This window comes from Maridesulfovibrio spiralis (SeqCode), from assembly GCF_048571135.1.
Lineage (GTDB): Bacteria > Desulfobacterota > Desulfovibrionia > Desulfovibrionales > Desulfovibrionaceae > Maridesulfovibrio > Maridesulfovibrio spiralis.
Genome location: NZ_CP182344.1, coordinates 1,841,469 through 1,856,938, shown reverse-complemented (window position 1 = coordinate 1,856,938; position 15,470 = coordinate 1,841,469). Strand labels below are relative to the sequence as shown.

Sequence of the window (15,470 nt, the reverse complement as noted above, 5' to 3'; positions counted from 1 at the left end):
TTTTTACAAATTATTCATCATCATCTGTAAAAGTCACCGAAAAGTTATTCTGATACACCAGTTCGGATTCGCCAACCTCAAAGGTGCTTTTCCGTTCTATAATATACCTTTTTTCAACCGTACACCCACCGACAGTGGCCTTAACTCTGGCTTCGAAAAAGTCTGATTTGACCGTGAGTTCGTTGGTCATGTTTTTATAAATCTTTGAGCCGGACTCAATCCCGGTAATGGAAAGCAGCTGGCTGATGTCATTGAACCCTCTGGTCCGACGCCAGTGCAAAATTGTCTGCAGGTGGTTGCCCAGTTCCGGGAAATAAGCCACCAGAACTTCCGGGGGAGCAAAATTTATATTGATCTTACCGCTTCCCCATACAGTGATATACTTATCTATCCACTCCCGGCCGAGTCCACTCCAGCCCCGCACAAGGAGGACTTCCTCCGGAGTTTTGAATTTTTTACCACGCATCGAATACGCAGGAATCTGGGATGCGTAATGGAAGGTATCCAGCTGTTTCAATTTTGAATTAACATTCACACCGGCCCATACAGCAAGACTTCCGGCCAGCATACGTGTATCAGCCCCCTTGGGCAGGATATCACCTAAAATTTCAAGCCCCCTCTTCTGGTCCTGAGAACTTACTATGCTGTTGACATTAATCTTGGAATTACAGGGATAAATCTCGATGGAAAGCCCACCGTCCTGCCATGCTTCCGCCCATTCTTCACGCGGTGTATCCGAAAAGGGAGTTTCGTCGTCCTTCAGCAGGTCATAAACCACGTAGAGAGCTTCTTCGGCCATAAAACCGGCCTCATACTCACTGCGGACCCTGCTGGCTTCAACAGCTCCGCGAGAGCTGACCTCAATGGTCATCAGGGTCAGGCTGGAAAGAGCCATAAACAGGACCAGTACAATGACCAGCACGACTCCCCGTGAATTTTTGTCGTTACTATTCCATGACATATGGAATCCTCTCGACAATCGTTACATCCTGCCCGTCATCAAACCGAAGCTTGAGCCGGATGGCCTTAACCCCAGATTTTCCCCTCACAGCCTTATTTGCCTGCTGCGATCGGGAAATCCAGACATTATTAGTCCCTAGAAACTCAATCGCCCACGATTTAAGCCCACGCATGAGCATATAGGAATTCCCATACCCCAGAGAGTCCGATCTTTCTGTACGACGGATCATATTTGATGAAAAATCCCAAAAAATACTGACTGCTCCGATACCTTCCTTCAGAATACAATGGCTTGATCCAAAACTAAATCCGCCTTTTTCTACGCTGACCGGCTTGTTGATAACAATATTTTGCAGATCACGATGCAGGATACGGCGCAGGGTAAACATCTGCGAAGAAAGACCGGCACTGGAACGAACGACTTCGTTGTTGGTGACCGACTGCCCCAGAACCATAGCAACCATACTCATCAGCAGCCCCGAAAGGACCAGTCCGATGAGTAATTCTATAAGTGAAAAACCTGCCTGACGATCTGCAGGGGGGTAATTTCTGGGAGAACCAATCATTAAAATTTATTCTTCTTTTTGCGTGAAACCCGGTAAATTTTCCACTCGAGGGTGTAGTTCTCGCAGCGGGTCTCCAGAGTGTATGCACCGATGCCGACTGTGGAAAGAGTCTCCAGATTCATTTTGAAACTTCCTGCAGGCGGACCGGGCCACGGGATCCATCCCGAAGAGACCAAATTGACATTCGCCGGGTATTTATGGGCGAGTATATCCTGCGACAGATTAAGCACATCCCATGAATCCTTGGAAGACTGGGCCATAAGCGCACTTTGGCGCTGCACACCGAGAAAGCTGATTGAAAGGGTCGCTGCAATAGTCAGCGCCACAATGATCTCGATCAGGGAAAAACCGTTTTTATCAGGCATGCTACACCTCCCTGAACCGGACATCCAGCGGATCCAGCACAATAGTCATCCCATCTCCGAAGACCAAACGGACTTCATCACTGAACCCTTCAGGATAAATATAGAATGTGGCTTCCCCTTCATCAACCGGAGATTCATTAAAATGTCCGTTGACAATCCGTGACGGCAGAGAGATTTCTTCATCGTTCCAGAAGATTTTACCCTTTGAAAAATCCACTATTACATCCTGCCGTAAGTCCGTTTCGACTGCTTCGGTCCTTGCCTCGTAAAGAAACGCGTTCACCATGCTCAGGGTGTCATCTCCACGGTCTCCGGCAAGATCAAGATTGGGCACGAGCGTAAACCAGCCCATGCCCACAATGAATAGAACTATTAAGAGTTCTATGAAGGTCAGTCCGCCGGAAGAACGGCGGGCAGCATGCATATTCATAGATATTACAGGTATTATTCCCAGCTCTTGATATCGGCGTCGTAATCTTCGCCGCCTTCCATGCCGTCGGCACCAAGGGAGATCAGTTCATAAGGACGTCCGTCTTCACCGGGACTTCTGTAGATGTAGTCGTAACCCCAGGGATCAACAGGAGCGGAAGCGGAATCAAGATAGCCGCCTTTGCGGTAATTGCGGGGCACGGGACGGGTCTCCGGCTTGGTAATCAGCGCCTGCAGTCCCTGCTCTGTGGTCGGGTAGCGTCCGGTATCAAGCTTGTAAAGCTTCAAAGCGGAATCAAGAGCTTTCATATCCATCTTGGCCTTGGTTACCCTTGCTTCGTTAGGACGGTCCATGATTTTGGGAACCAGCATTGAAGCCAACAGGCCGAGGATAACGATAACAATCATTAACTCAATAAGGCTGAAACCACGCTGATCTTTTTTAAGATCGGCAATACGAATTCTTCTTTTCTGCATAATTTCCTCTACTTATTGTTAACATATATCGGGGATCAGTCCCTGATGTCATTTTTCTTGGACTCCAGCGGTTCCCACTCAAGAGGGGATGCGGCAGCGATACCCTCACGCCGGGGCAGCATTCCCCGCGATTTGAAATAATCGTCCGGGCGAGCCACTTTCTCCCACCAGAGGTAATACCCTTTACTTGGTATATACCGGCAATACAACCTTTGAAATTCGCGCTGGGCAATGGGCACAGCCAAAGAAAACTCCCTGCCGCGCTCTGAGAAACTGTAATCACGACCCAGTTTCACATTTTTCCAGTCTGCAAAATCCTGCTCTCCCTTTAAAGCTGCACCGCTGAGCGAAGAATAATAGCGCACACCGCCGTCAACATCCTTTACCCGGTAAACCTTACCGGAAGGAGAACGGTCTACAATAAATGAAACAGGCTTGAACTGGACCTTTTTGGAAAAAATCTTTCGTGGTGAACGGTAGACCAGAACACCATTTCTTAGGATGAAACCCTTGTCGCGTTCATGGTAGGGAGACTTTAGCCGCTTACTTACATCCCACTGGAATTTATCGCCCTTCTCAGTGATTACATTCAACAGAGACCCTTCGGCCTGCACTGACTTAAACGGCCCACCTTTGATCTTCTGGTCAAAAATACGGGTTAATTTTAGAGGACTCCACATGACCATCTTGCCGGTGGCATCGACACCCATGAGAATTCCTTCTTCATTGGAAAAAGTAAGGGAGAGGGGTTTGTAGGAAAAACGGTCAATATTACGCAGATTTCCATTCGCCGGGCCAACCCATAGCCTGCGGGCTTCATCCACCAGAGCCAGCCAGCTCCCTCTGGGAGAAAGGGCAAAGACATCCACGGTGCTGTTGACTTCATGTACACGCACCCTTGAACACTCTTTAACATTGAATACTTCTACAAATTTATTGTCACCGGAAGCAACTGCAACGAGCGGGGAATCAGGAAACCAGGATACTGAATTTACCGGCTTGGATGCAGCCTGCACCGCAGCACAGCCTCCGCCATACATGCGCACAACGCCATTCCTGAATCCTGCAGCAAGAATATTTCTCTCCTGCACAAAGGCAGTCACGTCTTCAGCCAGATTGACAACCTCATTACTTCTGTTGAGTTGCACAACATAGTTCCCGGCCAGATCATCCGGGGGACGGTTGTAGATACTGTCCAGCGAAGAGTACTGTTGGGAAGCGGAAAATTCCACCAACCCGGCAAGACTGAGCGGGGTCTGCCCTACCAATTTTGAGAGATCAATTGAATCGTCGGTACTCAAAGACGGCTCATCAGTAGCTGGGGAAGGCTGCTTCCCACACCCGGAGAGCAGCAGGACAAAGGCTGTCAGAACCAGAAGAATTGACTTTTTATTCATAATTATTTCATTTTCAGGGGATAAATTTTGAAACAGATTAAAGCAAGTATGATAGCAACGCAATCACACTTTCCAACAGGATGTGTTAAAGCAGCGAGCGCAAAAGTCAAGTGCGAAGCGAAAACACCCTTGCCCATAACCCGGTATTACGGCACAAGAAGCCATCGGACTGAAACTTATTTCCAGGCAAATCCAGATGAAAAAGACCTACAAAAAAGCTTTGGACTACCTAACCGGCCATTCGGCCCGGAAAAAAGGAACCCATATAAAAAACACCAGCTGGCGACTGCCCGTGCTGGCAGCTTTTTTTGTACTAGCCTATGTACTCTTCGATCTCGTAGCCGACAGTGTTGCCCGGCACTACATTTTCTGCATCTTTCTGGTGGTCTCCAGTCTCTATTTTTCATGGAGGGTCGGCGGACGGGAAACCATGAGCTATGTCGGTTTCTTCAACATATTCTTCGCCTTCATATTCTCGCGCCTGCTATACATGACCGGAAACTTTTCATCCAAACTTTTCCTGAGCCGCTCATTCATGACCCTCTATGTGGTGGCCATCGTTTTTATGTTCATCATGACCAAGCGAAAGTCACCTGCGGACCGGGAAAAGATAAACCGTGAAAAATCCATCCGTGATGAACGGCAGAAACGCCGCCAGCTGGAACTCATGGTCGCCACGGAAAAACTGACTGATGACATGATCACACAGGCCAACATGGTAAAAGATGAGTTGATGGTGCTCCAGAACTCATGGAAATCCCAAATCCATACCATTGTTAACGACCTGCCCAAGGTAAAAGAACGCGAATTATACAACCAGATAGTCACTCCCTTTGAGGAAAGTATTATCAGCCACCTCCGCGATCTAGAGAAACGGCTTTCCTTTAAACCGCAGCTTATAGGGCTTGACGAACTGGCTACAAACCTTACAGATAGACTTGAAAACGACCAGAAACATTCCCGCAATAGACTGGACCTTCATTTTAATTTTGAAAACTGGATGCACAGGGACGAAGAAATCCTTGTTGATCAACATAAGACATGGGAAATTCTAATCAACCTGATCAGAAACAGCCAGACCGCCATGGAACTGCGCCAGATTGAGATGATCCGTGAGGGCAGTGACGAATTCAAAACTTTCAAACCCCGGCTTTCCATCATTGCCGACGTGCAGAACACCCACGCCCGCTTACGTGTAACAGATACCGGAGGCGGTGTATCAGACGATAGTTTGCAGAACCTTTTCAAACGGGCAGTACCTTCAGCAAAACGCAAGGGCAAAGCCATGGGACAAGGAACTGTATTCATCAAATTTTTCGGCGACAACATGGGCTTTGACATTTCAGCCAAGAACACAGAGACTTTAGGCTCCAAAGGGCTTCAAGTCACGATACTCATTCCTCTTGGGACTTTCGGTCCCGCAGGGGCTATTCCAGCAGCAGGAGATAAACAATGACCCCGGATCAGGATCCTTTATTCTTTGTATTGGCAGACGACGACCCGCGCCTGCATGAATACACTGTTTCAATCCTCAGTGACTCGGGCATGCTTGAAAAACATGAATCCTTTTATGATCCGGTCTCTTTTCTGGCTTTCCTCAAGGAATCAGAAGACGAACCGGACGTCATCCTGCTGGACGTCCATTTTGAAGGCTCCGGTTTGAGCGGGGTAGATATCCTGCCCTACATCCGTGAAGAATATCCATACATCCCGGTTATCCTGCTGACCGGCATGGATGCGGAAGCCACCGACGAAGCACAGTCCGACGTATTCACATATTTCATCCCCAAACCGGTGACTGAAGACCACCTGCTGCGCATGCTTCATTTCTACCTCGGCAAGAGTAAGAAAACCGCAGAGCAGGTCAACACTCTCATGTCCGAAATGAAAGAACTCAAAGGATACCACCAACTGCTTGAGGAAGAGGTGGAACAGCTTCAGGATGAACAGCGCCGACTTGCGGAAAAAAACAAATCCGAAAAAGTGGACGGTGCGGGCAAAGGGTTTGAGAAAGTCACTGAAATACTTGAATCCCTGCTGACCAAAAGTGAAGCCATGCCCAGCTTCATCGCCGACCTTGAAAAGGTCTATTCCACCCAGTTCAAGCTGTTTAAAAAAGTAATTGAAACCCTGATCCGTTTTGACGTGCAGGACGCCGGAACACCCGGTATGAACATCCATAAAGTAAAAGGCACACAGAACGTATTTAGTGCCCGGCTTTCCAGAAAAGTAAGGCTCTTTTATTACAGCTCGGCTAAGACCGTCAAAAAAAGGCTATTAAGATTAGATATTTACCACGACACCAAGGGTATGGACAAGTGGATTAAAAACAACTACCATTCTTACGCTGAAATTGAAGATTAAATAATATAGGATATTCTTGTAAATGGAGCTTAAAGCCACCAAATTTCCGGCATGGCTGTGGCCGCTCGCTTTCGGGCTGGCTACTGCTTTTCTTGTGTCGTCGTTCGTCCCGCTACCCAAGCCTACGGCTCCGGTCATAAGCAAGGCCTTTACCCCTGACGCAGCCAATAAAATAGCAAGAGACTCCAAGCTGATTCTTGAAAAAAATGTACTCGGCATGGACAACCCCGCAGAGGTACAGAAAAAAGCAACCGTAACCCCATCCACATGGCTGCTTGTGGGCATCCTGACCGGGGAAAACGACATGGCTGTTTTCCGTATCAAAGGCGAAACTACAATCCTGCGTGAAGGGGATGAATTCGAAGGCTGGACCCTGTCTGAAATCAAGCCCCAGTATGTTATCTGGAAATTCGGACGTGAAGAACAGAAAGTTTCCATGTGGGAAGAGGTCAAGGCCCTGAAGCTCGTACGCGGAAAAACCAACAAAATCTCAGTCAATAAGGCGGAAGCCAGCGAAGTTCTTGATGACCCCAACGCTTTCCTGAAACAGGCACTATTCAAGCCTAACACCAAAAACGGTAAGACTCAGGGATTCAGAGTTACTAACATCCAATCAAACTCGATGCTTAAAAAGCTGGGTCTGGAAGATGGGGACGTGCTATTGCGGGTAAACGGCGAGATGATCACCGGACCGACCAAACTGTTGCAGGTCTATGGCTCGCTCAGCTCGTCCTCCGCAATATCCATTGATGTTGACCGCAAAGGACAGATGCTTTCCCTCATTGTCGAACTAAAGTAGGAACAGACCTAGCTAATGCCCACCTATCAATATAGAGCTGTTACAAGTGAAGGGAAAAAGAAAAAAGGTTTTGTAGAAGCCTCTTCCCAGTCACGGGCCTTTGCCACCTTGCAGAGCAAAGGACTCATGCCCCTGCGCCTTGAGCAGGTCAAATCCGGGCAAAAAAAGGAAAACAAAACCAAAAACCTGACTTCCTCCATTTCCATGGGCGGTAAAATCAGGCTTGGTGAATCCTTCTACTATCTGGGAATTCTGATCCAGAGCGGAACCGCACTGGCCCAGTCCCTTGACATGATGGCCCGCATGACCGGCGGCAAAGCAAGCCACACCTGGATGGAAATCCGCGATGCGGTCCAGTCCGGGGAAAGCTTTTCATCCTGTCTTGGCAAATATCCTAAAATTTTCCCGCAGGTTTATGTGGGTATGGTTCAGGTTGCCGAATCAGTCGGTAAACTGGGTGATGTTCTTGAAAACATCGCTAAGTACGAAGAAGAACGCGCTGAGGTAAGCGGACGACTCATGACTGCCATGGTCTATCCGGTAGTTATCCTGATCATAGGTATGGGTGCGGTCTACTTCCTGCTTTCAGAAGTTCTGCCAAAAATTACCGGTATCTTTAAAGCCGCAAAAGGCGAACTGCCGACTTCCACCAAAATCGTGGTTGCGCTTGGTAACACCCTTGAAAATCTGGGACCTATGGCCCTGCTCATTCCCCTGTGCATCATTTTCGCGCTGGTCAGCGCATACAAATCCGTGCCCAAATTCAGGGAGAAGGTAGATAAACTGCTCTGGAAAATTCCGCTGGTGCAAAAATCCACATTAGCCCGTTTTTCCGGCATTCTCGGCTTCCAGATTGACGCCGGGATTCCCCTTGTTCAGGGCATGGAAAGCTCTGCCAATGCGGTTAAATCCACTTTTTTCAAAAAGAAGATGAACGAAGCCCGCGATGAAGTCGCCACCGGACGCTCTCTCAGTGCCGTTCTCGCGGAACAAAAGATTTATCCCGATATCTACATCCTGACCCTCACTGCCGGACAAAAGTCCGGTGAACTGGGCAAATTTCTGCAACGCATGGGTACAATCTTTGAACGTGATGTGGACAACTTCATGAAACGTGTGGTCGCACTGGCCGAGCCAATGCTGCTGCTGTTCATCGGTATGCTCATCGCCTTTATTGTTGTCGCCATCATGGGGCCGATTTTCGACCTCACCTCGCTCGTAAAATAGGTAACAAATGACCGAAAAACAACTTTCCGACTTCATCAAACGGGGTAAGGAAGTCCTTGAAATTGAAGAAAAAGGGCTTGCTGCTATCCGTGATTCACTCGACCTGCACTTTGCAAAGGCCGTTGAAATGCTGGCCGCATGCACAGGCAGGGTCATCATCACCGGACTGGGTAAATCGGGACTGGTAGGCCGCAAAATTGCCGCTACCATGTCCTCCACCGGAACCCCGTCCTTTTTCCTGCATCCGGTGGAAGGAGCACACGGCGATCTCGGCATGGTCCGGGCCGAAGACTTGGTCATCTCCATCTCCAACAGCGGGGAAACAGATGAACTGAACGCCCTGCTCCCGGCTATCCGCTCTTTCGGGACCAAGATCATTTCCATAACTTCGGAAACAGCTTCCACCATGGGCCGCCTCTCGGACATCGTAATCAGGACCAAAGTGCCCTGCGAAGCCTGTTCCCACGGTCTTGCGCCCACCTCCAGCACAACTGCCGCCCTTGCCGTGGGCGATGCGCTGGCGGTCTGTCTCATGGACCACAAAGCCTTCGACAGTCAGGATTTCAAGAAATTTCATCCCGGCGGATCACTGGGATGCAGGCTGACCCTGTGTATCAGTGAACTCATGCATACAGACAATATCCCCTGCACCGCACAGGATTCCCCGCTTTCCGAAGCACTGACCGTGCTCGATAAAGGCGGACTGGGTCTCGTGGCCCTGCTCGACGGCAACAAGCTCACCGGGGTCATTACCGATGGCGATGTGCGCAGGATGGTCTGTTCCGGCAGCTTCGACACAGACAAGGCCGCCAACTCGGTCATGATTGAAAATCCACTGCGCATCACCCCGGATATGTCCGCCGCGCAGGCCCTTGATATCATGGAGTCCAAAGAAATCACCGTGCTGCCCGTGGTGAACGAAGATGGAATCCTAACCGGAATGATCCATCTGCACGACCTGCTGGGCAAAGGACGACTCAAATTTGCCGATAACCCGCGTAGCTAGTCTGAAACGCTTTTGTTTTGATGCGCTTCGCGCTTTTTGATAAAAAGATTTTGCCTCCGGCAACGCTTTCAGCGGGACCAGAGGAGAGGAAAAAACCCTTTTGCTACCGCCAAAAAGTGTTTTCCCCTCTCCTCTGGACTCCTCTCCCCTTTCCCAAAAACGCGTTAGTTGGAGTTATTGACATTGAGTCCTAAATAGCGGTGTTAGACAACAACGCGGCGAAGCCCCAATAAAAGTTTTTGGGATTCTTAAACCCTTTTTACAAAAAGGGTTTAAGCCCCCGGAGGGACCGCCGGTAGGCCCGCCGGAGGCAACCATGTGTGGAATAGCAGGTTTTATAGATCTCAGCCGTTCATCTGATGCCAAGCGTCTGGAACGCATTGCCCGCAAGATGGGTGACGCCCAGAATATGCGCGGCCCGGACGGGTCCGGCCAGTGGTCCGACCCTGATTGGGGCGTTGGTCTTGATCACCGCCGCCTCGCCATTATCGACCTGACCGAAGAGGGCGTGCAGCCCATGCATTCCAGTTCAGGTCGCTTCGTTACCGTCTACAACGGTGAAATCTACAATTACCGCGATTTGCGCGCGGAACTTGAACAGACCGAGGGTTTCCCCGGCTGGCGAGGCCATTCCGACACCGAAGTCATGCTTGAAGCCATCGAGCAATGGGGCTTTGAAGACGCGCTGCAAAGATTCAGCGGCATGTTCGCCATTGCCATCTGGGATCGTCAGGAACATTGCCTGCTGCTGGCCCGCGACCGCATGGGCGAAAAACCGCTCTACTATTCCCGCCAGGGCGACAATTTTTTGTTCGGCTCAGAGCTGAAAGCACTAATGAGCTACAAAAAATATTTCAGGCGCAGCATTGACCGCGATTCTCTGGCTGCCTACCTGCGCTACTGCTACGTTCCCGCGCCGCGCACCATTTTCAAAGACACCTTCTGCCTGATGCCCGGCACATGGACCTGCCTTTACCCGGACGGCAAACTCATGGAACCGCGCCCGTACTGGTCTTTGCTGGACTGCGCCCGTGAAGCCGAGAACAAAATTTTCACCGCCCCGGACGAAGCAATAATTGAAACACTGGAAGACCTGCTGCTCAAAGTTATCGAGCGGGAGATGATTTCAGATGTTCCACTGGGTGCTTTTCTTTCCGGCGGTGTTGATTCTTCGCTGATTGTCGCCCTGATGCAGCAATGCGCACTGGCCCCGGTCAAAACCTTCACCATCGGCTTTGATGACGAAGCCTACAATGAAGCGGAGGACGCCAAGGCCGTTGCCGAACACATCGGAACCGAGCATACCGAGCTTTACGTCACACCCAACGATGCCCTGAACATCATCCCGCAAATTCCGCAAATCTGGGACCAGCCTTTTTCCGATTCCTCGCAGATTCCCACCCACCTTGTCTCGCGCATGACCCGTGAGCATGTAACCGTGGCTCTTTCAGGTGACGGTGGTGATGAACTTTTCGCAGGCTACAACCGCCATGCACGCGGCTGTTCCCTATGGACTAATCTCAAAAACATCCCCGCCCCCCTGCGTAAGATGCTGTCCGGCTGGATGTCCGCCATCCCGCCGCACAGCTGGGACAAAGTTTTCAAAATGTACGGGCCGATACTGCCCTCTTCATTGCAGATGCGCCTGCCGGGACAGAAAATACACAAGCTTGCAGCCGTGATGGGAGCCGCTTCAGCCGCAGAATACTACCGCGACCTGACCTCCATCTGGCTGAATCCCGATGAGGTCGTCAGCAAGGCCCGCGAATTCAAAGGACCGTTCCAGCACGCCAACCGTCAGCCCTCACAGGATGACCTGACCGGATGGATGCAATTCATGGACGCTGCCAACTATCTGCCCGATGACATTCTGACAAAAGTCGACCGCGCAGCAATGGCTGTCAGCCTTGAAACCCGCGCCCCGTTCCTTGATCACGAGATAGTGGAATTTTCCCAGCGGCTACCCCTGCATCTTCGCATAATGGGCGGTCAGGGCAAACATGCCTTGCGCCAGATTCTTTATAAGTATGTGCCCCGCGAAATGATCGAACGCCCCAAAATGGGCTTCGGCGTGCCAATCGACAGCTGGCTGCGCGGCCCTCTGCGCGAATGGGCGGAAGAAATGCTCCATCCCGAACGGCTGGACAACGAAGGATATTTCAATACCGGACAGGTTCGCCTCGCCTGGAACGAACATCTGGCCGGAATTAAGGATAACCAGTACAAAATCTGGAGCATTCTCATGTTCCAGTCATGGTGCGAGCATTGGGAGATTTGATGAAAATTGCAGTAATTGGGGGCTACGGTCCATCCCTTATCAACTTTCGCGGCCCCATGTTGCGTGCCATGAAAGAGGCCGGGCATGAAGTTTACGGCATTGCTCCGCTCGATTCTGCCGATGTGCCGGAAAAACTGGCTGGGATGGGTATCAAATATATCGAAGCTCCCATTGAACGCACAGGCATGAATCCTCTTAAGGACTTGGCCTCGCTTTGGGTGCTGTTAAAAATTCTAAAAGAAATCAAGCCGGATGCGGTGCTTTCCTATACCATCAAGCCCGTGATCTACGGTTCCATCGCCGCCAAGCTTGCCGGGGTGAAGAATATTTATTCCATGATCACCGGGCTGGGTTATGCATTCGGGCGGACTTCCGGCAAACGGGGCCTGCTCTTCAAGCTGGTCAAAAGCATGTATCGCGCCGGACTGGCCTGCAATAAGTCAGTCATGTTCCAGAACCCGGATGATTGCGAATTATTTAAGAGTATTGGTATCATCCCGGCAGTAAAAGACACCGTGATCACCAACGGTTCCGGGGTTGATCTTGAGCATTATGCGAGCTCCCCTGTACCGCAGGAGGCACCTGTGTTCCTGTGTATTTCCCGGCTGCTTAAGGAAAAAGGTGTGCGGGAATTTGCGGAAGCCGGAATACGCCTGAAAAAGAAATATCCGCAGGCTGAATTCAGGCTGGTCGGTCCCCACGACCACGGCCCGGATTCAATAAGTGACGGTCTTGTCGCAAAATGGCAGAATGAGGGGATTGACTGCGTCGGTCCGGTTGACGATGTGCGCGACGAACTGAGAAACTGTTCGGTCTACGTGCTGCCTTCCTACCGAGAAGGAACCCCCCGCTCCGTGCTGGAGGCCATGTCCTGCGGTAGGCCGATCGTAACGACAAATGCTACAGGCTGCCGTGAAACCGTAATTGAAGGCCGGAACGGATTCATGGTTCCTGTTAAAGATATTTCCGCCTTGGAACAGGCCATGGAGAAATTCATTCTTCAGCCTGAACTGATGCAGCCGATGGGTGACGCTTCGCTGAATTATGCTACTGAAAAATTTGATATTAACAAGGTCAATGCGACCATTATGCATGGTATGGGATTATAAATAATGACTTTGAAAAGATGTTTTGACCTTGTCGTTTCAATTACCGCGCTGATAATTTTCTTTCCGCTGCTGGTGGCGGTTGCTGTTGCCATCCACAAAAAGATGGGCGGCGGTATTTTCTTCATTCAGCGCAGGCCGGGACTGCACGGCAAACCGTTCAACATCATAAAATTCAAAACCATGTCTGACACGCGGGACGAGCATGGCAACCTGCTCCCGGATTCCGAACGCTTGAGCAGATTCGGGCGTATCCTGCGTTCAACGTCACTGGACGAACTGCCGGAACTGGTTAACGTGATCTTCGGCGACATGTCGCTGGTCGGGCCACGTCCCCTGCTCATGCAGTATCTCAAACGCTACAGCCCGGAACAGGCCCGCCGCCACGACGTGCTGCCCGGAATAACCGGATGGGCGCAGGTCAACGGACGCAATGCCATATCATGGGATGAAAAATTCAAGCTCGATGTCTGGTATGTGGATAACCACAACCTGCTGCTTGATATTAAAATTTTGTATCTTACCGTGGCCCGCGTTTTCAAACGCGAAGGCATTTCCCAGCCCGGACAAGCCACAGCTCAGGAATTCATGGGGAATGAATAATGAAAAAAATCATCATAATGGGTGCTGGTGGTCATGGTCAGGTAGTTGCTGATGCCTTGAAGCAGATGGAAGCTACTGAACCTGTGGCCTTTGTAGATGAAGACCGGGAACTGCACGGCAAAAAGATCATGGGCATACCCGTTCCCGGCGGCAGCGCGGCAATAAAAGGCATCCCGCATGACGGCATTGTTATCGCCCTTGGCGACAACGCACTGCGTAAACGAATCTTCAATGAACTGCGTGATGCCGGGGAAAACCTGTTCACGGTCATTCACCCTTCGGCAATCATCGCCCCTGATGTTGAGATAGGTGAAGGATGCATGATTCTGGCCGGGACAGTAATTAATACTCAGGCCGATATCAAAGACAACACCATAATCAACACCAACTCAACCATTGAGCACCACAACCGAATAGGCCCGCACGCCCATATAGCCCCCGGATCAACGTTAGGCGGGGAAGTTATTGTCGGTGAAGAAGCCATGGTCGGCATCGGAGCTACTGTTTTACCACGAATCAGAATCGGCGAAAAAAGCATTTTAGGCGGCGGATCGACTGCGATTAAAGATATTCCCGGAGGCTCGAAGGCTGCGGGTATTCCGGCGCACATCCTGCCTTGAAAGTAAGAAAAAACATTAAAACAATCATTACAATAACTTTCAGCCAAACGCGCCTAAACTGTACTAAAACCTAAAAATATTATATCTGACCCGTTGTTACAGATAATTTTCAGCGTAAAGGAAATCCAGCCAGTGTCTGCAAACAAAAAGAACCGCATATACCTTTCTCCCCCGCACATGGGAGGCAACGAACAGGAATATGTACGTCAGGCTTTCGAGAGCAATTTCATTGCTCCGCTCGGTCCTATGGTCAATGGTTTTGAACAGGATTTCTCAAAGCTTACCGGATTTGCACACTGTGCAGCCCTTTCCAGCGGCACAGCAGCACTGCACCTCGCCTTACGCATTGTCGGTGTCCAGCCCGGAGATGTGGTTATTGCCTCCTCGCTAACCTTCATCGGCAGCGTCAGCCCGGTTACTTTCCTTGGTGCGGAACCCGTATTCATCGATTCCGACTACAAGTCATGGAACATGGACCCGGATCTACTTGCCGAAGCAGTAGATTATTATATTTCCAAAGGACGTAAACCCAAAGCGGTCATCCCCACCGACCTCTACGGTCAGTGCGCAGACTATGACCGCATTCTGGAAATCCTCGAACCGCATGGCATCCCGCTTATCGTGGATGCTGCCGAATCCGTAGGAGCCACCTACAAAGGAAGGCATGCGGGCAAAGGCGCGCTCATGGCTGCCTATTCCTTTAACGGCAACAAGATCATCACCACCTCCGGGGGCGGACTTCTCGCTTCCGACAATGAAGAAATGATCAGCCGTGCGCGCTGGCTTTCCCAGCAGGCCAAGGAACCGGAACCCTACTACGAACACAAGGAAATCGGATACAACTACCGCATGTCCAACCTTGTAGCCGCTGTCGGCCGCGGACAGGTGGAAGTCATCCCCGAACGCGTTGAACGCAAACGGGAGATTTTCGATTTTTATGAACGGGAGCTCGGCAGCTGCCCCGGTATATCTTTTATGCCCGAAGCGGATTACGGCAAATGCAACCGCTGGCTTTCGGTCATGCTGATTGATGAAAAAGAATTCGGTGCATCTCCCGATGATATCCGCCTTGCACTTGAAACAGAAAACATTGAATCCCGCCCGGTCTGGAAACCCATGCACAAACAGCCGGTTTTCAGAGACAACACCGTTTTCGGCGGCAAAGTAAGCGAAGATCTGTTCAATCGCGGACTCTGCCTGCCCTCCGGCACTGCCATGGCTGCTGATGATTTGCAGCGCATCGCAGAACTGATCAAAGGGTGCGGAAGATAAT

The 15,470-nt window shown here is 50.5% G+C and carries 16 protein-coding genes; 10 read left to right on the top strand and 6 right to left on the bottom strand.

What is annotated here, in order from left to right; all coding sequences use genetic code 11:
• Nucleotides 1–10: 10 nt before the first annotated feature.
• Genes ACNI29_RS08385 through ACNI29_RS08360 form a run of 6 tightly spaced genes read right to left on the bottom strand, consistent with a single transcriptional unit; the run spans nucleotide 11 to nucleotide 4,194 of the window.
• A complete protein-coding gene (locus ACNI29_RS08385; protein ID WP_419781752.1) occupies nucleotides 11–961 on the bottom strand; it encodes a type II secretion system minor pseudopilin in 951 nt (316 codons plus the stop codon).
• Entirely contained in the window at nucleotides 948–1,526 is a 579-nt protein-coding gene (locus ACNI29_RS08380) for a PulJ/GspJ family protein (RefSeq protein WP_419781751.1), read from the bottom strand. The genes ACNI29_RS08385 and ACNI29_RS08380 overlap by 14 nt, the downstream gene beginning before the upstream one ends.
• Nucleotides 1,526–1,891, bottom strand: a complete 366-nt coding sequence (locus ACNI29_RS08375) for a type IV pilus modification PilV family protein (RefSeq protein WP_419781750.1) — start codon at nucleotides 1,889–1,891, stop codon at nucleotides 1,526–1,528. The genes ACNI29_RS08380 and ACNI29_RS08375 overlap by 1 nt, the downstream gene beginning before the upstream one ends.
• 1 nt (nucleotide 1,892) lies before the next feature.
• On the bottom strand, nucleotides 1,893–2,321 hold the full coding sequence (locus tag ACNI29_RS08370) for a pilus assembly FimT family protein (protein WP_419781749.1): 429 nt from the start codon (nucleotides 2,319–2,321) through the stop codon (nucleotides 1,893–1,895).
• 14 nt (nucleotides 2,322–2,335) lie between these two features.
• Nucleotides 2,336–2,797: a type II secretion system major pseudopilin GspG gene (gene gspG, locus ACNI29_RS08365; RefSeq protein ID WP_419781748.1), complete on the bottom strand. Its 462-nt coding sequence runs from the start codon at nucleotides 2,795–2,797 to the stop codon at nucleotides 2,336–2,338.
• A gap of 35 nt (nucleotides 2,798–2,832) precedes the next feature.
• Nucleotides 2,833–4,194: a WD40 repeat domain-containing protein gene (locus tag ACNI29_RS08360; protein WP_419781747.1), complete on the bottom strand. Its 1,362-nt coding sequence runs from the start codon at nucleotides 4,192–4,194 to the stop codon at nucleotides 2,833–2,835.
• A 196-nt stretch (nucleotides 4,195–4,390) separates the two neighbouring features.
• Here ACNI29_RS08360 and ACNI29_RS08355 point away from each other — a divergent pair, with 196 nt between their 5' ends.
• From ACNI29_RS08355 to ACNI29_RS08310, 10 genes are all read left to right on the top strand, one after another.
• Complete coding sequence (locus tag ACNI29_RS08355) at nucleotides 4,391–5,650, top strand: ATP-binding protein (RefSeq protein ID WP_419781746.1); 1,260 nt, start codon at nucleotides 4,391–4,393, stop codon at nucleotides 5,648–5,650.
• Nucleotides 5,647–6,558: a response regulator gene (locus ACNI29_RS08350; protein ID WP_419781745.1), complete on the top strand. Its 912-nt coding sequence runs from the start codon at nucleotides 5,647–5,649 to the stop codon at nucleotides 6,556–6,558. The genes ACNI29_RS08355 and ACNI29_RS08350 overlap by 4 nt, the downstream gene beginning before the upstream one ends.
• A gap of 22 nt (nucleotides 6,559–6,580) precedes the next feature.
• On the top strand, nucleotides 6,581–7,357 hold the full coding sequence (locus ACNI29_RS08345) for a PDZ domain-containing protein (protein WP_419781744.1): 777 nt from the start codon (nucleotides 6,581–6,583) through the stop codon (nucleotides 7,355–7,357).
• A 15-nt stretch (nucleotides 7,358–7,372) separates the two neighbouring features.
• Nucleotides 7,373–8,584, top strand: a complete 1,212-nt coding sequence (locus ACNI29_RS08340) for a type II secretion system F family protein (protein WP_419781743.1) — start codon at nucleotides 7,373–7,375, stop codon at nucleotides 8,582–8,584.
• 7 nt (nucleotides 8,585–8,591) lie between these two features.
• Nucleotides 8,592–9,590 (top strand): KpsF/GutQ family sugar-phosphate isomerase, encoded by a 999-nt coding sequence (locus ACNI29_RS08335; RefSeq protein WP_419781742.1) that lies wholly within the window; start codon nucleotides 8,592–8,594, stop codon nucleotides 9,588–9,590.
• Between the two features lie 316 nt (nucleotides 9,591–9,906).
• Entirely contained in the window at nucleotides 9,907–11,868 is a 1,962-nt protein-coding gene (asnB, locus tag ACNI29_RS08330; RefSeq protein WP_419781741.1) for an asparagine synthase (glutamine-hydrolyzing), read from the top strand.
• The gene (locus ACNI29_RS08325; RefSeq protein WP_419781740.1) at nucleotides 11,868–12,977 is read left to right on the top strand and encodes a glycosyltransferase family 4 protein; all 1,110 of its coding nucleotides are present in this window, start codon (nucleotides 11,868–11,870) and stop codon (nucleotides 12,975–12,977) included. The genes asnB and ACNI29_RS08325 overlap by 1 nt, the downstream gene beginning before the upstream one ends.
• 3 nt (nucleotides 12,978–12,980) lie before the next feature.
• Nucleotides 12,981–13,577, top strand: coding sequence for a sugar transferase (locus ACNI29_RS08320; RefSeq protein ID WP_419781739.1), 597 nt, complete (start codon nucleotides 12,981–12,983; stop codon nucleotides 13,575–13,577).
• Entirely contained in the window at nucleotides 13,577–14,197 is a 621-nt protein-coding gene (locus ACNI29_RS08315; protein ID WP_419781738.1) for an acetyltransferase, read from the top strand. Before ACNI29_RS08320 ends, ACNI29_RS08315 begins: the two co-directional genes overlap by 1 nt.
• A gap of 132 nt (nucleotides 14,198–14,329) precedes the next feature.
• A complete protein-coding gene (locus ACNI29_RS08310) occupies nucleotides 14,330–15,469 on the top strand; it encodes a DegT/DnrJ/EryC1/StrS family aminotransferase (RefSeq protein WP_419781737.1) in 1,140 nt (379 codons plus the stop codon).
• The last annotated feature ends 1 nt before the right edge of the window (nucleotide 15,470 follow it).